Source organism: Kitasatospora sp. CB01950 (genome assembly GCF_001905465.1).
Classification (GTDB): domain Bacteria; phylum Actinomycetota; class Actinomycetes; order Streptomycetales; family Streptomycetaceae; genus Kitasatospora.
The window spans coordinates 1-20,975 of record NZ_LISX01000019.1 but is presented as its reverse complement, the minus strand read 5'-3'; the positions used below and the strand labels follow the sequence as shown (position 1 = coordinate 20,975).

The window sequence follows — 20,975 nt, the reverse complement described above, 5'->3', positions numbered from 1 at the left end:
GGTGCCCGGCGCCGCCGACCGGCGGCGCCGACCCCGACCACCGAAGGACCGCGGATGTCCACCGCTGCGTACCGTGCCACCACCGGCAACCACCCCACCCGGCCCGGGTTCTGGCGCGCCCCGATCTCCCGGGCCGCGTTCCGGGAACTCGGCTTCGCGCTCAGCGGCCTGCCCGTCGCCATACTCGGCTTCTCCGTCGTCGTCTCGCTGTTCGCCACCGGCCTCGGCCTCGCCGTCACCATGCTCGGCCTGCCCGTGCTCGCCCTGCTGACGATCGCCGGCCGCGGCTTCGGCGCCGCCGAACGCTTCCGGATCCGCACCCTGCTCGACCTCGACCTGCCCGACCCGCGCGAGGTGACGGTCGGCCGCGAGGGCGCCTGGGGCGCGATCACCGCCCGGCTCGCCGACCCGGTCGGCTGGAAGGGCGCGTTCTACCAGTTCGCCATGTTCCCCTGGGCGATCCTCAGCTTCACGCTCTCCACCGTCTTCTTCACCGTCGGCTGGGCGCTCCTGCTGTTCCCCGCCTACCAGTGGGTGTTCGGCCGCTACACCGACTGGGACGGCTACCGGGTCGCCAACTGGACGGACTCGCACGGCGTCCACCACGTCTACGACATCACCTCGCCGTTCCAGATCGCCGGCGTCAGCCTGATCGGCCTGCTCCTCGTCCTGCTCACCCCGCAGCTGGTCCGCGCCCTCAACGGCGCCAACCGCCTCGCCGCCCGCGCCCTGCTGGCCGGCCGCTGAACATGCGCCACCGCCGGGCCCGTGGTCGGATGACCACGGGCCCGGGCCGCACCCCGGGCCCGTCGAACGCCTCCCGTCGAACGCCCGGAGGAGCACCGACGATGAGCCCGGTCAGCGCCGCCCGCCCCGTGGACCGCCGCGCGCCCGTGCTGATCACCTCCCGGCCGCTCGACGAGTACTGCGCCTACTTCGGCCTCACCCGCGCCGACCTGCGCCGCCTGCCCGGACCGCTGCTGGACTGCCCCGGCGGGGCCGCCGCGTTCGCCGCCGAGGCCCGCGCGCTCGGCTGCCGGGTGGTCGCCGTCGACCCCGGCTACGCGCTCGGCCCCCGCCGCCTCGCCGAACTCGCCGCCGCCGGCCGCGACACCATGGCCGGCGCGATCCGCGGCGACCCCGCCCACCACCTTCCCCGCGCCGCCCGCGGCCGACGCAGCCCCGACAAGTACCTGCGCAGCTGGGACCGCGCCCGCCTGCTGTTCACCGCCGACGCCGCCGCCCACCCCGGGCACTACCTGGCCGCCGCGCTGCCCCGACTCCCGTTCGCCGACGGCTGCTTCGCCCTCACCCTCAGCTCCTACCTGCTGTTCGCCTACCCGGCGCTGTTCACCCCCGCCGACCAGTTCCGCGCCCTGCGCGAACTCGCCCGGGTCACCGCCCCCGACGGCGAGGCCAGGATCTTCCCGCTGTACGACCACACCGGCAGCCTCTGCCCGCACCTCACCGAACTCCGCGCCGCCCTCCGGCACCACCGGATCGCCAGCCGCGTCCTGACCACCACCCCGCCCCACCGCATCCTGGTGCTGAACCCGGCACGGTGACGGCCCTCCCGTCAGCAGGCGCCCGCCGGAACGGGGGTCTCCCGCAGCTCGTGCACCGCCCGCAGGTACGCGGCCACCGCGTCCCGGCTGCGGGACAGGCACTCCACCCGCTCGGCGAGCTGCCGGTGCTCGTGCTCCAGCGCCGCCAGCGTCTCCGGCGTGGCGCCCCGGACGTGGTACTGGCCGCTGGTCAGGCACGGCAGCACCTCCCGGATGGTCCGGGTGGACAGGCCCGAGTCCAGCAGCGAACGGATCTGCCGGACGCGCTCCACCAGCGCCTCGTCGTACTCCCGGTAGCCGTTCGCCGAACGGCCCGGCTTCAGCAGGCCCTGCTCCTCGTAGTAGCGCAGCAGCCGGGGCGAGGCCCCCGCCCGGTCCGCCAGTTCGCCGATCCGCATCCGCGTCTCCCGTCCGTCGGAAGGACTTGACCTTCACATTGATGTCAGGGTTCGAGGATAGCGGCATGACCGCGATCCACACCGAACTCCCCGCCTCCACCGTGCCCTTGACCCCCGCCCGGGGCCTGCGCTGGTCCCCGCTGCTGGCCCTCGCCACCGCCGCCTTCCTCGGCATCGTCACCGAGGCGCTGCCCGCCGGCGTCCTGCCCGAGATGGCCCACGACCTGCGGGTCTCCGAATCCGCCATGGGCCAGTCGCTCACCGGCTACGCCCTCGCCACCGGACTCTCCGCGATCCCGCTCGTTCGGGCCACCGCGCACTGGTCCCGCAAGCGCCTGGTGCTCGCCGCCGTCGCTGTCCTGCTGGTCGCCAACGCCGTCACCGCGCTCTCCCCGTCCTACCCGCTCACCATGGCCGCCCGGATCGCCGCCGGTGTCGCCGTCGCCGCGATCTGGTCCGAACTCGTCGGCTACGCCCGCCGGTTGACCCCGCCGGCACTGCACGGTCGGGCGATCGCCGTCACCGGCATCGGCATCCCGCTGGCGCTCTCTCTCGGCATCCCGCTCGGCACCTGGTCCGGGCACCTGATCGGCTGGCGGCCCACCTTCGGGCTGGTCGCGGTCCTCGCCGGCGGCCTGCTGCTGTGGCTCGCCGCCGCCGTCCCCGACGCCCCCGGCCGCCGGGCCGGCCGCACCGAACCCCTGCTCGGCGCGCTCCGGCTGCCCGGCGTCCGGCCCGTGCTGTTCGTGGTCGGCGCGTTCGTCCTCGCCCACAACGTGCTCTACACCTACATCGCCGCGCTGCTCGACCACTACGGGATGGCCGACCGCCGCGACCTGGTGCTGCTGGTCCTCGGCCTCGCCTCGGTCGCCGGGCTCGCCGTCACCGGCGCCCTCGTCGACCGGCGGCTGCGCCACCTCACGCTCGCCGCCACCACCGCCGTCCTCGCCGCCCTCGGACTCCTGCTGCTGCCCACGCCCGCCGCACCCCTGGTGCTGCTCGCCGCCGCCCTCTGGGGCCTCGGCTGGGGCGCCGTCGCCCCGCTGTTCCAGACCGCCGCCGCCGACGCCGGCGGAGACCGCGCCCAGACCCTGCTGGTCGCCACCTGGAACACCTCGATGGGCCTCGGGGGCGCCGTCGGCGGACTCCTGCTCGACCTCTCCGGCCCCGGAGCCTTCCCCTGGTTCGCCCTCGCCCTGCTGCTGCCCGTCCTCGCCGTCGCCGCCCTGGCCCGCCGCCACGGCTTCCCGCCGAAGCGCCCGTGAGCCCCGTGGGCCTCGGGGGCCCCGCGGAAGCGTGCGGGAACGCAGACGGCCCGTGGGCTGCTCCTCGGGCCGGGCCCCGCTGAGCGGGGACGGCGGTCGAGGCACCGGGGATGTACCGGTGAGCCCACGGGCCGGGTGACTGCTGGGAATTAGCCTGAGCCGGAGACCGAACGGCCTCACCGCTGCGCAGGCAGGGGCGGCTCTAGCGAGCAGCCACCTCACGCATCCTGAAAGAACTCAACTCAGGATCACCTCCTTTCAGTGTGCTGCCAGCGTAGGCACCGCCCCTGGGCCGGGCAACGGATTTATTTCGCCACATCCGGCGGGCACGCTACGAGAGCAGGGGGCGCACACGACGAAGGCCCGGAGGCGATGCCTCCGGGCCTTCGTTTGCTACTGAGTAGCGGGGACAGGATTTGAACCTGCGACCTCTGGGTTATGAGCCCAGCGAGCTACCGAGCTGCTCCACCCCGCGTCGGTAAACACGACTCTACGTGACTCCGACGAGAAAGGGAAATCCGTTCCCCAGGGGGACCCGTGCAGGTCAACCGGGCCCGGTCGGCTGGCGGGTTCGGCGGGTCTGCGCCCACACCGCGAAGCAGACCAGTGCGGCGAAGCACGGCACCATCACCAGTCCGTACACCAGCAGGAAACCGTCGGTGCCCAGCCCGGCCGCCGCGTTCCACGCCCCGTGCAGGCCCATCGCCAGCAGCAGGCCCGCCGGGGCGCCCAGCCGGGCCGCCCAGCGGCGGCCGGTGGTCAGCGTCACCGCGAGGCCGATGCCGGCCAGCGCCGTGAACAGCGGATGCGCGAACGGCGACAGCAGGGCCCGCAGCACGAAGGTGTGCACCGTCCCGTCGAAGTCCCGCAGGCTCGGCGTCCGCCCCAGGCCGATCGCGTCCAGCCGGGCCTGCCGGTCCGCGGTGAACGCCCGACCCAGGTACAGCGCGTTCTCGGTGAACGCGAACCCGGACGCCGTCACCCCGCCCAGCACCGCCCCCGCCGCCAGCGTCCGGGGCCGCGAACGGGCCCGCTGCCGCCCGGCCGGGGCCGGCCGGAACAGCGCCACCGGGCGCTCCGGACCGCCCTGCCGGTGCCACAGCAGCCGGCGCAGCCGGCCGCACGGCCGCTCCGCGTCGCAGCGGTGCCGCCGCCGCAACGGCAGCAGCAGCATCAGCAGCGCCGAGCCCTTCGCCACCTCCTCGATCAGCGGCGTCGCGAACTCCGACCCCCAGGTCTCCCCGCGCGCGCCCCGGTGCGCGATCAGGAAGTCGCTCGCCCAGCCGTTCGCCATGATCGCCACCGTGGTCGCCGCACACGCCCCCCACGCCAGACAGAACAGGCTGTGCCGCAGCGGCACCCGCGCGGTCTGGTTCAGCCACGCCAACGACCCCAGCACGAACGGCAACGGCAGCAACGCCAGCCCGAGACCCACCAGCAGCCCCGCCGTCCCGGTCTGCCGCTGCACCAGGTGCAGGATCAGCACCCCCGACCCGGCCAACGCCAACGCGGCCACCGCCGAGGACAGCGCCGGCCGCCGCAACGGCCACAGCCGGCGCACCACCGACGGCGCGACCCGCGCCACCCGCGCCCCGCGCTGGCCCGGAATCCGGCCCACCGTCGACGGATACAGCCGGGACAGCCTGCCGGACCGGCGCGCCCTCGGCTCCGGGAACGGCCGAGCACCGGTGGGGGACGGCGGCGGATCGGCGGCCATGGCGGCGGCCCCTACAGGCAGGCTGGGGGAGGCCTTGCCGCTGGGCGGACTGCTCACCTGCAGAAGCGTAGGGGAATGCTCCGCTCCTGCGGGAGAGGAGCGGACAATCCGTGCGCCCCGGGACGACAGGCCGTCAGCAAGGCGAAACGGCGGACGCCGCCTCACCGTTGTCCTTACCCGCGATGCCAGGGGGGAGAACGCACATATGTCCGAGAAGGTTGGCGGACGGAACGTCACCGGGTCGAACGCCGGGACCACCGGCGCGACTTCGACGACCGCGACCAACCCCGGTCCCATCAGGGCCGGTTGATCGAGCAGATGCGCGAGAGCGCCGCCGCCGATGTTCCGCGCAGGGACGATTCGGCAGACGGCGCTTCGCGGCAGCAGGCCCTAGCGGCGGCGGAACAGCAGGTCGTGCACCAGGTGGCCCTTGGCCAGGCCGGCCCGCTCGAACTTCGTCACCGGACGCCACTCGGGGCGCGGCGCGTAACCCGGCACACTGCCCGCCGGGTGCTCCTCCGGCTCCAGCCACGGCGAACCGTCGCCCTCCGGGTGCAGGTTCTCCAGCTCCGGCGACGCCTCCAGCACCGTCAGCATCTGCTCCGCGTACGGCTCCCAGTCCGTCGCGCAGTGCACCAGCGCGCCCGGGGCCAGCCGCGGCAGCACCAGCTCCAGGAACGACTCCTGGATCAGCCGGCGCTTGTGGTGCTTCGGCTTCGGCCACGGGTCCGGGAAGTACACCCGCAGACCCGCCAGCGATGCGTCCGGCAGCATGTCGCGCAGCAGGATCACTGCGTCGCCCGCCGCGAGCCGGACGTTCTCCGAACCGTCCCGCTCCAGGAACTGCAGCAGGTTGCCGTGGCCCGGGGTGTGGACGTCCGCCGCGAGGATGCCCGACGACGGGTCGGCGGCGGCCATCGCGGCCGTGGTGTCGCCCATCCCGAAACCGATCTCCAGCGTCACCGGACGGCCGCCGAACATCGCCGGCAGGTCCATCGGCGTGCCGTCGATGGCGTGGCCGAAACGCTCCCAGCCGCGGTCCAGCGCACCCGCCTGCGCCTTGGTCATCCGACCACGGCGGGGCTGGAAACTGCGGATCCGCTGCTCACGGTGCTGGGCCTCGGTGGCCTTGTGCGGGTACATCGGCGCGGGGTACGCCGCCGGGGCGGCGGACAGCCGGGCCGAAGCGGGCAACTGGGGGCTGGGGGCGGAGGAGGTCACAATCGCACCAGTCTACGGGAGCCCGAAAAACCGCCCGCGGCGCGAGCCCGCGGCGCGAGCCCACGGCGCGAAGGCCGTGCACCGGTCCGCAAGGTCGCGAGCACGTGCAGGTCACTGTCCTGCGTCGCGATCCTGCGGTGGGGCGCCTCCCGCTTCGCGCAGTTCCCCGCCCCCCTGGTCGTTCACCCCCCGCATCGCCCGCCGGGCGATCTCGCGGCCGATCGCCAGCGAGGCCGTCGCCGCGGGCGAGGGTGCGTTGAGGACGTGGACGAGGCGGCCGGAGCCGGCGAAGGCGAAGTCGTCGAGGAGGGTGCCGTCGCGGGCGACGGCCTGGGCGCGGACGCCGGCGGTGGTGGGGAGGAGGTCGGCCTCGGCGACGGCGGGGAGGAGGCGGCGGACGGCGGCGGTGAAGGCGCGCTTGGAGAGGGAGCGGTGGAGCTCGCCGAGTTCGTAGCGCCAGTGCCGGCGGGCGATCGTCCAGGTGCCGGGGAAGCGGATCGTCTCGGCGAGGTCGCGCAGGCTCGCGGTGCGCCAGTCGTAGCCCTCGCGGGCCAGGGCGGGGACGGCGTTCGGGCCGACGTGGACGTCGCCGTGGATGCCGCGGGTGAGGTGGACGCCGAGGAAGGGGAACGCCGGGTCGGGGACGGGGTAGACCAGGCCGCGGACCAAGGAGCGGCGGGCGGGCGCGAGTTCGTAGTACTCGCCGCGGAAGGGGACGATCCGGACGCCGGGGTCGTCGCCGGCCAGCCGGGCGATCCGGTCGCTGTGCAGGCCGGCGCAGTTGACCAGCACCGCGCAGCGGATCTCGCCGGTGGGGGTGCTGACGGTGACCCCGTCGGCGCGCCGGGCGATGTCCAACACCGGGGTGGCGAGCCGGAGTTCGGCGCCGCGTTCGCCCGCGAGGGCGGCGTAGCGGTGGGCCACGGCGGTGTAGTCGCAGATGCCGGTGGTGGCGAGGTGCAGGCCGGCCAGGCCGGTGACCTCGGGTTCGTGCTCGCGGATGCCGGCCGGGTCGAGTTCGGTCAGCGGGATGCCGTTGGCGCGGCCGCGTTCGGCGAGGGCGGCGAGGCGGGGGAGTTCGGTCTCCTCGGTGGCGACGACGAGTTTGCCGGTGACTTCGTGCGCGATGCCCTGTTCGCGGCAGAACTCGACCATCTCGCGGGCGCCCTGGGTGGCGTACCGGGCTTTGAGGGAGCCGGGCCGGTAGTAGACGCCGCTGTGGATGACGCCGCTGTTGCGCCCGGTCTGGTGGGTGGCGAGGGCGCTCTCCTTCTCCAGCACGGTGACGGTGGTGCCGGGGTGGCCGTGGGTGAGCGCGTACGCGGTGGACAGGCCGACGATGCCGCCGCCGACCACCACGACCTGGACGTCGTGCTTCAAGAACGCAACCCCTCGTCAGCCGGTGGTGAGGACCAGGCGGGCGCGTTCGGTGAGTTCCTTGACCCGCTGCTCGTTCTGGTAGGGCTCCAGGCGGCGCAGCAGCTCGGCCACGTACTCGCGGCTGCGGTGCGAGGAGATCCGCCCGGCGACCTCGACGGCGCGTTCGCCGGCGGCGACGGCGGCCTCCAGGTCGCCGGCCTCGGCCTCGGCCATCGCGGAGACGATCAGCCGCAGGCCGTGCGAGCGGACGAAGCCCTCGGTCGGGCGGGCCAGTGCCTCGCGGGTGAACTGCCGGACCTTGGACGGCACTCCGAGGTCGCGGAAGCACTCGGCGGCGTCGGCGGCGAGGCGGTCGTAGGCGTAGAAGTCGATCCAGGTCGGGTCGGGGTCGCCGGGGCGGGCCCGGTCGAGGGCGGCCTCGGCGGCGGAGAGCGCGCTGCCGCAGGCGGTGGCGTTGCCGGCCTTGGCGTGGGCGCGGGCCTCGACCAGGTGGAAGAAGCTCATGGTGCGGGCGGTGGCCAGGCCCCGGTTGCGTTCCAGGGCGGCCTGCGCGAGGTCCACGGCCTCGTCCGGGAAGGAGCGGTAGGAGGCCTGGAGGCTCATCGAGGCCAGCACGTACCCGCCGAGCGGCACGTCGCCGGCGGCCCGGGCGAGGCGCAGCGCCTGGATGTAGTAGCGCTGGGCGGCCTCGTGCTGGCCGGTGTCGAAGGCCATCCACCCGGCGAGCCTGGTGAGTTCGGCGGTGGCGCCGAACAGCGCCCGGCCGACGGCGTCGCTGTAGGAGGCGAGCAGCAGCGGGGCGGCCTCCACCCGCAGGCACTCCGGGACCATCGAGGAGCGCCAGTCGCCGCCGCCGTACTTGGAGTCCCAGCGGCGGGCCTCCTGGGCGGCCTCGCGGAGTTTCGCGGCGTCCGCGTGCCCGACCCGGTAGCCGGACAGGTCGGGGGCGGTCTCGCGGGCCACCGAGCCGTCCGCGGGGGTGATCAGCCAGCGGGAGACGGGGGTCGCGTACGCGGCGACCGAGAAGGTGCCGGCCAGGGTGTCGCTCCACCGGCCGCCGCCGGGGCCGCGCCGCAGGTCCAGGTCGACCCGCCAGAGCTCGGTGGCGGAGCGGACCGCCTCCGGGACCTCGCGCGGGAATTCCAGGCCGAGTTCGGGCGTGGGGTGCGAGTCGGCGAGGCCGATCTCCTCCAGCGGGACGGGGCGGCCGAGCTTGTTGCCGAGCGCGGTGGCGATCAGGTGCGGCACCGGGCGCTGCGGCACCATGCCCTTGGTCACCCAGCGGGCCACCGAGGTCTTGTCGTAACGCAGGGTCAGGCCGCGTTGCGCGCCCAGGTCGTTGACCCGGCGGGCGAGCCCGGCGTTGCTGATCTGGGCGAGTGTGAGAAGGGCGCCGAGCCGGTCGTTCGGCCCTCGTGAGCTGACGGTCATGGTGGCGGTGGCACCCCCTGGCGACGTCGTGCGCGGATGGCGGCGATTGGCGACGCTAGCAGCACGCCACCGGACTGCTTGCACCTAGCGTAGTCGCCCGCGTTCCCACGGTTAAGAGGCCGCATTCCGGTTGGCGGGAACGCGCTGCGTCCGCGGTGGGCGGCCGGACGTCCGCCGGGCGTCGCGCGGGCACCTGCCGGACGCCCGTGCTCCCGGCCCGTGCCCGCGTGCGCCATTCGTGCTCCCTGGCCGCAGCGGCAGGTCGGCGATTCGCTGGTGCCTGTGGATCGGCCCGCCGTCGAGGACCCGGCGGGCCGGGGGAAACGCTGCCTCAATCCCCGCGGGCAGCGGCGCGTCCGGGAGGGCATGCGGATGCCCTCCCGGCTCGTGCGACGTCTTTCGGCCACATTGCGGCCGTATCGCACCGTCCACGGACCATTTCCGCACCGCTTCGGCGGCCACCGGCCGTGCCCCGGACGGGAGTTCGAGGACCTGCACGGCCCGGGCCCCGGAGGGGGTGGCCCGGTCCGTGCGCCCCGCCGCGAAAGCCCCACCCGTTCTGCGCCCACCGGTGGCACGATGTCTCCTGACGGTGCGCCAATTTCCTGCACATGATCGGATGTTCGCCGCGCGCCCGTAGCACCACGGAGGCGCGATGCGGTGGCTCACCGGCTGGAGCGGCCCGGCCGCCGACCCGGCCCTCGCCGCGGTCCGGCCGATCGCCGGCACCCTGCTCTGGGGCGGTCCCGACCCGCTCTGGGCGGTCGGCGACTGGCGCCCCGACGAACTCCGCCTCGCCGTGCTCCGCCCCGGCGCCCCCGCCGACGTCCGCGGCGGACTCGACCCCCGCGGCCCCGCCGACCGCACCCACCTCGACACCCCCGCCACCCTGCGCCTCGCCGTCGCCGGCCGCTGCGGCGCCACGGACCGCGAACTCGCCGACGGCCTGGCCGCCGCCCGCGGCGGCGCGCTGCGCCACCTCACCCGCTGGCCCGGCAGCTACACCGTGGTCCTGCGGACCGGCACCCGCTCCACCGTGCTGCTCACCGACCTGGCGGGCGTCCAGCCGGTCTTCCACACCCCGTTCGCCGGCGGCACCGCCTGGGCCACCGCCGCCCTGCCGCTGGCCGACCTGGTCGGCGCACCCCTGGACGCCGCCCACCTGGCCGCCCGGCTCGCCACCCCCGAGACCCCCGAGGTGCTCGGCGACCGCACCCCCTGGCGGGGCGTCCGCCGGGTGCCGCCCGGCCACGCCCTCGGCATCCGCGGCGGCCGCGCCCACCACACCGCGCACCCCGACGACCCCGCCGAAGCCCCGGCCGAGGCCCCCGCCGTCCGCGAACTCACCCGCGCCCTGCTGGAGGCCGTCCGCTGCCGGGTCCGCGCCACCGCCCCCGGCGCGCGGCCCCGACTCGGCGTCGACCTCTCCTACGGCACCGCCTCCGCCACCGTCGCCCTGCTCGCCGCCGCCGTCCCGCTCCCCGCCGGCACCCGGCCCGGCACCGCGTTGGAACGGCCCGCCGCCCGCACCGGCGCCGTCCGCGGCTCCTGGGCCCGCGAAGCCGACGACCGGCCCGAACCCGAGACGCTGCCCGCCGTCACCCGCGGCGACACCGACGGCCTCGCCCTCGCCGTGCACGCACCCCGGCTGCGCCACCTCGTCGTCCCGCCCGTCCTCCCGTACGCCGGACTCGCCGACCCGCTGGCCGGCCCGCTCACCGACGAACCCGGCCCCGCACTGCTGCACGCCGCCCGGTACGCCGCCGTCCACCGGGCCGGCGGCGCCGACCACCTCACCGGCCACGGCGCCCGACAGGTCCTCGACGGCCACCCCGCCCGGCTCGCCGACCTCATCCACGCCGGACGCCCGCTCCACCTGCTCGCCCCCGTCGCCGCTCTGGCCGGTGCCGACCGCGCCACCGCCGGCACCCTCACCGGCGCCCTGCACACCCCCGTCACCGTGCTGCGCGCCGCCCGCCGCCTGGCCCGCACCCGCTCCGCCGACGCCCTCGACGACCTCGCCCTGAACCTGACGATCCGCCGGAGACCGGGCGGACCGGCCACCGCGGGCCGCGCGACGGCCGCCGAACTGACCTGGCACCCGACCGGACCGGCCGCCCACCTGCTCGCCGACGAACCCCTCGCCGCACTCGCCCAGCACCTGCGCACCGCCGCCCGCGACGGCGCCCCCACCGAACCGCCCGGCGCCCGCCGCGCCCGCCTCGCCCTGCACCGGCACGCCACCCACTACCGCACCCTGGTGCACGCCACCGAACAGCACGGCCAACGCCTGCACGCACCGTTCCTCGACAACCAGGTGCTGCGCGCCGCCCGCCTGCTCCCCGACGAACTCCGCCTGCAACCCGGCGCCCGCCCCGCCCTGCTCTCCGCCGTCCTGGCCGGCGCCGGCCGCACCGACCTCCCCGCCACCTGGGGACGCGGCACCGGAGCGGACCCGCACGCCCCCGCCCGGGACGGCCTGCGCGCCGCCGCCCCCGCCCTCACCGAGCTGCTCGACCGGCCGCTGCTCGGCGAGGCCGGACTGATCGACACCCCCGCCGTCCGCAAGGCCCTCGCCACCGCCACCGACCCCGCGCAGGACGCCCCGCCCGCCACCCTCGCCGCGCTCGCCGAACTGATCGCCGTCGAGATCTGGCTGCGCCGCCTCGCCGCCCGCCGCCCCGGCTCCGCCTGGACCGGCCTGCCTGCCCCGCGCCGCACCGCGCTGGAACGCTGAGCGGGCCTGCCCCGCGCCGCACCGCGCTGGAAAGCTGAGCGGGTCCGACCGTCCGCCCTGCGGCGGAGCGTCGGCCGCCGAGCGTGCCTGCCCGGCGCGCGCCGGGCCGACGGATAGCGTCGCGCCATGACCCTCCTCGTCAGCACCGAGCCCCCGCCGCCCGGCAGCGCGATCGTGAACGCCTGCGACGGCTCCGACGCCTCGCTCTGGGCGCTCGACCGGGCGATGACCGAGGCCGAGGCGCACCGCCTGCCGCTGCACGTGCTCGCCGTGGTCAACCCCTCGCCCACCGGCTACCCGCCGGGCATGGCCGACCTCGTCCAGGAGAGCGTCCAACGCCTCACCGCCAGCATGTCCGACGGCCTGCGCCGCGCCGTCGCCACCGTCCAGGCCGCCCGCCCCCGCCCGTACGCCGGGCAGCTCACCCTGCACGTGCTGCTCGGCAATGTGGTGGACGTGCTGCTCCGCGCCGCCGACGGGCGGCACACCCTGGTGCTCGGCACCCGCGGCAACGGCGGCTTCACCCGGCTGCTGCTCGGCTCGGTCAGCACCGCCGCCGTGCACCACGCCGGCTGCCCCGTGCTGGTCGTCCCCGCACCCGTCGAAGAGCCCTGACCAGGAATGACGGCGAGTGGTTGAGCGTTCATCTTGTCGGAGCAGGCCGTCCGGCCGCCGTGAACCATCCCCCGACAGGAGCCCGCCCGCCATGAAGGTCGAAATCTACTCGGACATCGCGTGCCCCTGGTGCTACGTCGGCAAGCGGCGCTTCGAAGAGGCCCTGGAGCGCTTCGAGGGCAAGGACGGCGTCGAGGTGGTCTTCCGCCCCTTCCAGCTGGTCCCCGACGCGCCCGAGCAGGCCCGCCCGCACCGCGAGTGGCTGGCCGAGCGGTACGGGCCGCAGTCCCTCGCGATGGACGCGCAGATCACCGAGGTCGGCAAGACCCTCGGCATCGACTACGACTTCGACGCCGCGGTCGAGGTCAACACGCTGCGCGCCCACCGCCTGCTGCACCTCGCCGAGACCGAGTACGGCTCCGCCGTGCAGGCCGCCCTCAAGGAGCGCCTGCTGAAGGCCCACTTCTCCGAGGGCGTCAACGTGGGCGACGTCGAGGCACTGGCCGGCCTCGCCGCCGAGACCGGCATCGACCGCGAGCGCGCCGCCGCCTACCTGGCCGGCGACGAGGGCGAGGCCGAGACCCGCGCCGCGCTCGCCGAGGCCCGCGCCATCGGCGTCACCGCCGTCCCCACCTTCGTCTTCGAGGGCCAGTGGGCCGTCCAGGGCGGCCAGGAGGCCGACACCTTCCTCCAGGTGCTGCGCCAGGTCGAGACCGAGACCGCCCGGCAGCTCACCGAGATCGCCCCGGCCGGCGACACCTGCGCGGACGGCAGCTGCGCGATCTGAGTCGTACCCGGGTACGACGGCCGATCCGGTTCCCCGGGGCTCCTTCTGATCGGGTCGAGGCCCGGCACAGTACGGGCCTCGACCCGATCAGAAGGAGCCCCGGGGATGCCCGTGACCAGCCGTCCGTTCCGCGCCGTCTGCGCCCCCGCCGTCCGGTCCGCGCCGGCCCTGCCGGCCGACCTGGCCGGGGCCGCCCTGCTGCTGGCCGGACAGCCCGCCCGGGCCGCCCGCCTGCACGCCCGGACGTGGGGCCCCGGCCACTGGACGCCCGGCCACTGGACGCCCGGCCGCCGGCTCGCCCGGACGGTGCTCGGCCTGCCGCTGGACGCGCTCGCGCTGCTGCTGGCCGGGTACGCCGCGTTCAACTCGGTGCGCAACTTCGGCTACCCGATCTGGTACCTCGGCACCGACTACCACCAGGCGTGGGGCGGCCCGACCATGGCCGGCGTGTGGGCCGTGCACGTCGCCGGCTGGGCGCTCTGCCTGTACGTGCTGCTGCGCCGGCCGGTGCGCTGGATCGCCCGCGCCCAGCAGAGCCTCGCCGCGCGGCTGGGCCTCGCGGCGCGACCGACCGGTCCCGGTGCGGTTGCTCTGGCCGTGGTCGCCCCGGTCGGGGCGGCCGTCAGCAGTTGAGCGAAGCCTGCGCCCAGTCCGCCAGGTCGACCGGGACGGAGCCGCGGGCCGTGGTCGCCACCAGCCGGATCGAGGTCTGGCCGGACAGCTGGGCGTGCACCTGCACCGGCTTGTCGTCCGAGGACAACTCGCCGGAGCTCCACAGCACTTGACCGTTGCCGCCCTGCACCGAGAAGACCACCCGCCCGTAGCCCGTCCCGAAGTCGTCCAGCCCTGCGACGGCGTCGAAGGACCGGCAGCTGCGGTTCAGGTCGATGGTCACCCGGGACGGCACCTGGACCGCCAGCGCGTGCCGGTAGTAGTCGCCCTGGATCCACGCGCCGGGCCGCTGCAGGACGAACCCGGAGCCGCGGATGACCGGCGTGTCCGCGCTGTGGTGGCCGCGGTTCGTCGGCAACTCGTCCAGCCAGAACCGGGTGACCGGACTGGGGCTCGGACTCGGCGTGGGGCTCGGGGTCGGGCTCGGGCTCGGGCTCGGCGGCGTCGACGCGGCCGACGGCTCCGGCTCGGCCGTTCGGGGCGGCGTGCTGACCGGCTTCGGACTCGTCGTCGGGGACGAACTCGGCTTCGGGCTCGGGCTCGGCGTCCGGGACGGCGAGGGGGACGTCGACGGCGTCGGGTCCGGGGTCGGCGAGGACACCGGCAGCGGAGCGGTCACCGGGGCCGGCGCGTCCGGCACCGTGCTGACCGGCGGCGGCGCGGCCACCGGCGGCTTCGGCTCCGGCGTACCGGTCAGCGCGAACGCGGCGACGGCCGCCGCCACCACCGCGATGCCCGCGGCGATCCCGGCCTTGGCGGCCGTACCGAGCCCCTGCCCGACCGCCGCCGTGCCACCGCCGGACGAACCGCCGCCCGCCGTCGCACCGCCCGCCGCCGTACCGCCGGCCGCGACCGTGCCGCCAGCGACCGCGCCCGTGACGGCCACGCCGGTGCCGACCGCGGCCGCCGCGGCCGTGAACCAGCCGGCGCCGACCCAGAGCAGCGCACCGCCCGGCAGCACCGCCCGCAGGCTGTGGTTGATGTCCGCCAGCTCCAGGTACGCGGCCGTGCACCGGGTGCAGTCCTGGACGTGCTTGCCGACCTCCGCCGACGCCCGCTTGCGCAGCGACCCGCGGGCGTACGCGCCCAGCCGGTTCGCGTACCCGGCGCAGCCCGACTCCTGGCTGCCCGACACGTGCGCCTGCAGGAACGCCGCGGCCAGCCGGTCGCGGGCCCGGTGGGCCTGCACGGCCGTCGCGTTGGCGGTCTTGCCGAGCATCACCGCCACCGTCTTCGGCGACTCCCGCTCGACCTCGGTGTGCCAGAGCACCACCCGGTCGTCCTCCGGGAGTTCGGCGTACGCCCGCATCACCATGCGCTGATCGGCCAGCGCCAGCGCCCAGGCGTCCGCGCCCGGGTCGGCCAGGTCGAACTCGATCGTGGCGGCGGACGCCTCGGCGAACGTCGCGAAGTCGTCCACCAGTTGCTCGCGGCGGTCCGAACGGCCCCAGGCCGCCGCGACGTTGCGCACCGCCGTCAGCAGGTAGGCGCGGACCGCGAACTCCGGCCCCTTGCCCGCCTTCAACGCCTGCAGGGTGCGGGCGAACACCTCGCCCGCCAGGTCCTCGGCGGTGAAGCTGTCCCGGCAGCACGTCCGGGCGTAGCGGCGCACCGCGTCCGCGTGGCGGCGGTAGATCTCCTCGTACGCGGTGTCGTCGCCGGCCCGCACCAGGGCCGTCAACTCGGCGTCCGAGGGCGGGCGTTCACCGTCCACCGGGTCGGCCGGCGGCGGCACCGTGACGCGCGCCGACAGCTCCTCGGCGATGAATGCCTCCGGCGTGACCCCGCCCTGCCCGGCGGGGGCCTGGCCCGGCACCCGGCCGGTCAGCGACTCCCGGGCCGGACTGCCGCCCTGGTCCGGGACCTGCCCCGGCGTGCCCAGCCCGGAGCCGAACTCCCCGCCCTCGCCCTGCTCGTCCGGGCTCACCTGGCACCGCCCGGTCGCACGGCACACGACACGGGCCGATCCTCGACGTCGACGGCGATCACGGTGCGCAACAGGACAATGGCTCCAACCACGGGCAAAGAATGGCATAGCGCAGCGACCACCGGTAGCCGCCCGGACCCGGACCCACTCTTCCGGGCCGCCGCTCGCCGAAGTGTTCGGAGACCGAGGGCGCAGGCACCGCGCGTACCCGGACAGTCCCGCACGCCGCCCGCGCCCGGCGGCTTCCCGTCACCCGAACGACGCGTCACCGGCCCCGGCCCCCCGTACCGACCGTCAACCATCCGACGCCCACGGCCGCTTCAGGACGCCCGCAGGCCCTGCAGCAGGATCTGCAGCAGCCGGCCGCCCGCACCGCCGCCCGCACCGCCGTCCTCGGCCGCGAACGCCGCCGACGCGTGCACCGGCACCGCCGCGGTCAGCACCAGCACCACGTCGGACACCGTCACCCCCGCCCGCAGCTCGCCCGCCGCACCCGCCCGGGCCACCAGCGCCGCCAGCAGCTGCAGCAGCAGCCGCGGATCCGCGCTCTGCTCGGCATCGGACGCCGACGCCCCGGCGAACGCCCGCAGTTCGCCGGCGCGCTGCTCCGGCACCCGGCCGATCTCCTCGGCGTAGCGGAACGCCTCCGGCGGCAGCAGCCGGCCCGCGCCCGAGGCGGCGGCCCGCTGCAGGAACCCCGCCAGCGCGTCCCACGGCCCGTTCAGCCCGCCGTACAGCGACTCCCGGGCCTGCGCCGTCAGCCAGGAGACCTCCTCGGCGGCGATCCGCTGGACCAGCACCTCCTTGCTGGGGAAGCGCCGGTACACCGTGCCGACACCCACCCCGGCCCGGCGCGCGACCTCCTCCATCGGCGCCCCGTACCCGAGTTCGCCGAACACCTCCCGCGCGGCGCGCAGCACACTCTCCAGGTTCCGCCGGGCATCCACCCGCAGGCGCGAACCCGCACCCCGCCCGGCCTCGCCCGGACGCTCGCCCTGCGGGAACGCGAACCGCTCCCGCTCACCCGGGCCACGCTGCTCCGGCACCACATCCACCGCGGACCTCCCGAACGCGCCACCCGGCGACCGCTCGGCCAACTGTTCCTGCTCCGACATGCCAACCTCCCCCGAGGCACCCCGTTCCGGGCACCCGAACGGTCACTGCGCCCCCTGGTGTGCGCTGCCGGCACCGGGTCGGTCCGACGTCCGCGCACTACCTTCCCCGGATGGCTCCCGGGCAGTCGCACCGATGCCACCGGGCTCGCAGGTCCATGGACCGGCACCTTCGGCGGTCCGAACCACAATCCGACCATAGTTCAAGGAAGTTCGCCGCAGAAGTGGACCACTCCTCACCGCCGGCGATCCGATCCGGCACCAGCTGCGGACAAATCCCCACAGGCACCGCCCACACCCCACGTGAGACGAGTCACACCCGAGAGCTCGGCAACCGACGGCCCGACTTGCCCTTCTTTACCGATACTTGACGGATCATCAGATCGTGTCGGGCTCCGCCGTCGCAACCGGCGCACGGATCGAACGCACACGTCTCCGCCCTCCGGGCAGGTGTTCCTCGCCGGCGTGACCGACACGCACGCACAACAACCACACACAAATTTGCCGAACGCATGGGGGGTCATGTGCGGCAGGCAGAACCCAGGGAGCGGGGCGAGCGGATTCACCGTTTCGTTCCGCGAACTCAACGCCTGTGCCGACGAATGGAAGCGCCTGCTCGACGACCTCTCCCGGGAAGGCGACCCGCACTGGTCGCACTGAGCACGGCCATCGATTCCCAAGGAATGACCTTGCTCGATGCAAGCGCCGATCAAGTGAAGGGCCCCGGGAAAGCCCACCCCGCTCCAGGGCGGGCCGGTACCCCTGCCGTCTCCTGCCGGGTGGCAGGAGGGTCCGGGCTGGTCGCACTGATCGTCGCCCAACCGCCCTGCCGCCCCCGTCAGTTGTTCGGGCGGGGGTGGCAAGGGGTGTTTCGGGGTCGGATGCCGGATCGGATTTGGACCGATCCGGCCCGGAGTGTGGACAAGAGCCCTCCGGCGGGTGCGTCATAGGGGGAACGTGAAACGGGTCACAACCCGAGGGCCGGCCGGAGGTGCCCCATTCGGATCCTGATCATCGGCGGCGGCTGCGCCGGACTGAGCGCCGCGCTGCGCCTCCAGCAGGTACTGCGACCGCAGTTGAGGGACCGGCGGATCGACATCACGATCGTCGAACCGCAGCCGTACCTCACCTTCCAGCCGCTGCTGGCCGAGGTCGCCGCCGGCTCCATCGACCCCCGGCACGTGGTCGTCCCGCTGCGCACCGCGCTGCCCGACTGCCGGGTGCTCACCGCCCGCGTCACCAGGATCGACCACGCCTCCCGCACCGCCTGGGTGGACGCCGCCCCGCGCGGCGAGCTCCGGCTGCCGACCGAAGTCCCGTACGACGTCCTGGTGATGGCCCCCGGTGCGGTCTCCCGTACCGCTCCCGTTCCCGGCCTGGCCGAGCACGGCATGGGGTTCGCCACCGTCGGCGAGGCCGTCGCCCTGCGCAACCACGTGCTGGAGCAGCTGGACCTCGCGTCCTCGACCCGGGACCCCGCGCTCCGGCAGGCTGCCCTCACGTTCGTCTTCGTCGGCGCCGGCTACGCGGGCGTGGGCGCGCTCGGCGAGCTGGAGGACATGGCGCGCACCGCGACCAAGGGCTTCCACAACCTCACCCCCGACGACCTGCGCTGGGTCCTGGTCGAGGCCACCGACCGCATCCTCAGCGAGGAGATCCCCGAGCTCGCCACCCAGACCCTCGCCGAACTGCGCGAACGCAACATCGACGTCCGGCTCTCCACCACCCTGGAGTCCGCCGTCGACCAGGTCATGGTGCTCTCCGACGGTGGCCGCTTCGCCGCCCGCACCCTGGTCTGGACGGCCGGCATCCGTCCGGCCCCCGTGCTCGCCCTCACCGACCTTCCGCTGGACCACGCCGGCCGGATCACCTGCACGCCCACCCTGCGGATCGCCAACCCCGACGGCACCCCCCTGACCGACGCCTGGGCCGCCGGCGACTGTGCCGCCGTCCCCGACGAGGCCGGGCAGCTCTGCGCCCCCAACGCCCAACATGCCCTCGCGCAGGCCAAGCTGCTCGCCGAGAACCTGGCCGCCGAGCTCGCCGGCCAGCCCCTCGCGGACTACCGGCCGGGTGATCCCGCGTGCTCCACCTCGCTCGGCCTGCGCCGCGCCGTCGCCCACACCAGGCGCGGCACCCGGATCACCGGACGGCGTGCCTGGTGGCTGCACCGCGTCCGCCTGCTGCGCCGCCTGCCGAGCCGGGAGCGCCGGGTCCGGGTCCTGATGGACTGGGTGTTCGGCGGATTGTTCCCACGCGAAGTGGTCTCGCTCGGCACCATCGAGAACCCCCGGGCCGAATTCGAGTCAGGTTTCCGCACCGGACCGGGAAGCTGATTTCGCCCCTCTGTACGGCTCTGTACGGCTCTGTACGGCGAACGTGCTGCGCATGTACGACGGCCGGGTGGAAGCGCATTCCCGGCGCACACCCGCCGGAACGCGCCGTACCGGGGGCGCGACTTCCGGAATCACCCCGGAGCCTGACAGGATCGCCCCATCACGCCGTGTGCCATCCCGCGCACGCAAGGTGATGATCACACTGGAACCGACCCGCGAGCAGGCACCCCCACACAGTTCCCCGAGGAAGCGGCCCACGTTGAACCTCATGCGCTGGAGCGCCCGGCTCACCGGAGCCGCGTGGCGGACGACCCCCACCACCGCGGACGAACCCGTCACCGTCCCCGGCCAGCGCGACCCCGCCGCCTCCGGCCCCGACCTCCGCGACCCCGAGCACCTCTACGACCTCCGCGACGTCCTGCGCCGCCTGCCGGCCCCCGTCGCGCTCACCCACGGCCCCCACCACCTGCTCGGCTACGCCAACCGCGCCTACCGCGACTTGTTCGGTGCTCGCACCCCCGGCCGCCCCGCCGCCGAGGCCCTCCCCGAACTCACCGCACTCGGCGTGCTCCCCCTGCTCGACCAGGTACTGCGCAGCAGCCGCCCGCGCAGCGTGAAGGCCCGCTGCATCCTCGGCCTCGGCGGGAACCGCTACTACAACATCGCCTGCGTCCCGCTCGGCCCCGACGACCGCAGCACCCCCACCGGCGTCCTGATCTTCGCCACCGAAGTCACCGACCAGGTCCAGGCCGCCGGCCGCCTCCGCGACGCCGAACGCCGCCAACGCGAAGCCGCCGTCACCCTCCAGCACAGCCTGCTCCCGCAGAAACTCGAACAGCCCGCCGACCTCCACGTCGCCGCCACCTACCTCCCCGGCGGAGCCGACGCCGCCGTGGGCGGCGACTGGTACGACGTCATCGGCCTCGGCGGCGGACGGACCGCCCTCGTCATCGGCGACGTCATGGGCCGCGGCCTGCGTGCCGCCGCCGTCATGGGCCAGCTCCGCACCGCCGTCCGCGCCTACGCCCGCCTCGACCTGCCACCGCACAAAGTGATGACCCTGCTCGACGGCCTCGCCATGGAGATCGACGCCAACCAGATCGCCACCTGCACCTACGCCGTCTGGGACCCCGCCTCCACCACCCTCGTCTACGCCTCCGCCGGCCACCTTCCCCTCCTTCTGCGGGCCCCCGACGGCACTGTCCTGCGCGGCGAGGAACAGAACGGCCCACCTCTCGGCACCGGCGGCGCCGGCCACCTCTCCCACACCCTCCGCCTGCTCCCCGGCACCACCGGCGTCCTCTATACCGACGGCCTGGTCGAACGCCGCGACCAGGACATCGACCAGGGCATCGACCACCTCGCCCACACCCTCACCGGCCCCGTCGCGGCCCCCGACATCGTCTGCGCCCGCCTCCTGCGGGCCCTCGGCGTGACCGCCGAACACGACGACGACGTCGCCGTCCTGGTCTTCCAGGTGGCACTTGATCCCGCGCCCGCAGGTGTGTAGTGTTCTCCGAGTTGCCTGACAGGGAGCACCGAGCACGCATCTGCGTGGACGGTCCCGGGGCAGCCAATCCCTTGAGAACCACCCAGTTGATCCGTGTCGGGTCGCGTCCTTTTCGCGTCCCTGTTCGTATTTGCTGTGCGCGTTTTCGGAGATTGCGGCGGATTCGCTTTTCGGAGCGGGGATCGGCTAGAGTTTGAAACGTCGGAACGGCCGCGAGGCAGGGAAGACAGACAGCAAGTCGGATCGAAACTCCGGAAAACGGAGCGGAAAACATCTGATAAGCTGAGAACACGAAAGAACGC

Annotated in this window: 16 protein-coding genes, 1 tRNA gene and 1 pseudogene; 10 read left to right on the top strand and 8 right to left on the bottom strand. The window is 74.8% G+C overall.

What is annotated here, in order from left to right:
- The first annotated feature begins 54 nt into the window (after positions 1–54).
- Positions 55–747 carry a sensor domain-containing protein gene (locus AMK19_RS31295; protein WP_073818387.1) on the top strand — a complete coding sequence of 231 codons (693 nt, stop codon included), beginning with the start codon at positions 55–57 and terminating at the stop codon, positions 745–747.
- 101 nt (positions 748–848) lie between these two features.
- Positions 849–1,565 carry a class I SAM-dependent methyltransferase gene (locus tag AMK19_RS31290; RefSeq protein ID WP_073818385.1) on the top strand — a complete coding sequence of 239 codons (717 nt, stop codon included), beginning with the start codon at positions 849–851 and terminating at the stop codon, positions 1,563–1,565.
- Positions 1,566–1,576: 11 nt separating this feature from the next.
- Here the strand turns inward: AMK19_RS31290 and AMK19_RS31285 are convergent, their stop codons facing one another.
- Positions 1,577–1,963, bottom strand: a complete 387-nt coding sequence (locus AMK19_RS31285; protein WP_073818382.1) for a MerR family transcriptional regulator — start codon at positions 1,961–1,963, stop codon at positions 1,577–1,579.
- A gap of 65 nt (positions 1,964–2,028) precedes the next feature.
- On the opposite strand from AMK19_RS31285, the gene AMK19_RS31280 reads away from it, so the two are divergent.
- A complete protein-coding gene (locus AMK19_RS31280; protein ID WP_073818379.1) occupies positions 2,029–3,228 on the top strand; it encodes an MFS transporter in 1,200 nt (399 codons plus the stop codon).
- 401 nt (positions 3,229–3,629) lie between these two features.
- Here the strand turns inward: AMK19_RS31280 and AMK19_RS31275 are convergent.
- The 5 genes from AMK19_RS31275 to AMK19_RS31255 all read right to left on the bottom strand — a co-directional run bounded on the left by AMK19_RS31275 (position 3,630) and on the right by AMK19_RS31255 (position 8,977).
- A tRNA-Met gene (locus tag AMK19_RS31275) sits at positions 3,630–3,703 on the bottom strand.
- Positions 3,704–3,772: 69 nt separating this feature from the next.
- Entirely contained in the window at positions 3,773–5,002 is a 1,230-nt protein-coding gene (locus tag AMK19_RS31270; protein ID WP_158071968.1) for a PrsW family intramembrane metalloprotease, read from the bottom strand.
- Positions 5,003–5,335: 333 nt separating this feature from the next.
- Positions 5,336–6,166 carry a tRNA (guanosine(46)-N7)-methyltransferase TrmB gene (gene trmB, locus AMK19_RS31265; RefSeq protein ID WP_083647521.1) on the bottom strand — a complete coding sequence of 277 codons (831 nt, stop codon included), beginning with the start codon at positions 6,164–6,166 and terminating at the stop codon, positions 5,336–5,338.
- Between the two features lie 111 nt (positions 6,167–6,277).
- Positions 6,278–7,546, bottom strand: coding sequence for an L-2-hydroxyglutarate oxidase (gene lhgO, locus AMK19_RS31260; protein ID WP_083647520.1), 1,269 nt, complete (start codon positions 7,544–7,546; stop codon positions 6,278–6,280).
- Between the two features lie 15 nt (positions 7,547–7,561).
- Complete coding sequence (locus tag AMK19_RS31255) at positions 7,562–8,977, bottom strand: MFS transporter (protein WP_073818372.1); 1,416 nt, start codon at positions 8,975–8,977, stop codon at positions 7,562–7,564.
- 655 nt (positions 8,978–9,632) lie between these two features.
- Between AMK19_RS31255 and AMK19_RS31250 the strand changes: the two genes are divergently transcribed.
- The 4 genes from AMK19_RS31250 to AMK19_RS31235 all read left to right on the top strand — a co-directional run bounded on the left by AMK19_RS31250 (position 9,633) and on the right by AMK19_RS31235 (position 13,749).
- A complete protein-coding gene (locus AMK19_RS31250; RefSeq protein WP_073818369.1) occupies positions 9,633–11,714 on the top strand; it encodes an asparagine synthase-related protein in 2,082 nt (693 codons plus the stop codon).
- A 126-nt stretch (positions 11,715–11,840) separates the two neighbouring features.
- The gene (locus tag AMK19_RS31245) at positions 11,841–12,329 is read left to right on the top strand and encodes a universal stress protein (RefSeq protein WP_073818367.1); all 489 of its coding nucleotides are present in this window, start codon (positions 11,841–11,843) and stop codon (positions 12,327–12,329) included.
- A 91-nt stretch (positions 12,330–12,420) separates the two neighbouring features.
- Positions 12,421–13,116, top strand: a complete 696-nt coding sequence (locus AMK19_RS31240; RefSeq protein WP_073818364.1) for a DsbA family oxidoreductase — start codon at positions 12,421–12,423, stop codon at positions 13,114–13,116.
- A gap of 105 nt (positions 13,117–13,221) precedes the next feature.
- The gene (locus tag AMK19_RS31235; RefSeq protein ID WP_073818362.1) at positions 13,222–13,749 is read left to right on the top strand and encodes a hypothetical protein; all 528 of its coding nucleotides are present in this window, start codon (positions 13,222–13,224) and stop codon (positions 13,747–13,749) included.
- Here the strand turns inward: AMK19_RS31235 and AMK19_RS31230 are convergent.
- Both AMK19_RS31230 and AMK19_RS31225 read right to left on the bottom strand, forming a co-directional pair.
- Positions 13,739–15,715 carry a sigma-70 family RNA polymerase sigma factor gene (locus AMK19_RS31230; protein WP_073818359.1) on the bottom strand — a complete coding sequence of 659 codons (1,977 nt, stop codon included), beginning with the start codon at positions 15,713–15,715 and terminating at the stop codon, positions 13,739–13,741. The genes AMK19_RS31235 and AMK19_RS31230 overlap by 11 nt on opposite strands.
- A gap of 320 nt (positions 15,716–16,035) precedes the next feature.
- Positions 16,036–16,830 (bottom strand): TetR/AcrR family transcriptional regulator, encoded by a 795-nt coding sequence (locus tag AMK19_RS31225; RefSeq protein WP_083647518.1) that lies wholly within the window; start codon positions 16,828–16,830, stop codon positions 16,036–16,038.
- A gap of 462 nt (positions 16,831–17,292) precedes the next feature.
- On the opposite strand from AMK19_RS31225, the gene AMK19_RS35625 reads away from it, so the two are divergent.
- The 3 genes and pseudogenes from AMK19_RS35625 to AMK19_RS31215 all read left to right on the top strand — a co-directional run.
- The gene (locus tag AMK19_RS35625) at positions 17,293–17,487 is read left to right on the top strand and encodes a hypothetical protein (protein ID WP_143200502.1); all 195 of its coding nucleotides are present in this window, start codon (positions 17,293–17,295) and stop codon (positions 17,485–17,487) included.
- Positions 17,488–17,831: 344 nt separating this feature from the next.
- Positions 17,832–19,163 carry an NAD(P)/FAD-dependent oxidoreductase gene (locus AMK19_RS31220; RefSeq protein WP_241844684.1) on the top strand — a complete coding sequence of 444 codons (1,332 nt, stop codon included), beginning with the start codon at positions 17,832–17,834 and terminating at the stop codon, positions 19,161–19,163.
- Positions 19,164–19,422: 259 nt separating this feature from the next.
- Positions 19,423–20,640, top strand: a pseudogene (locus tag AMK19_RS31215) (PP2C family protein-serine/threonine phosphatase); the annotation flags it as partial.
- Between the last annotated feature and the right edge of the window lie 335 nt (positions 20,641–20,975).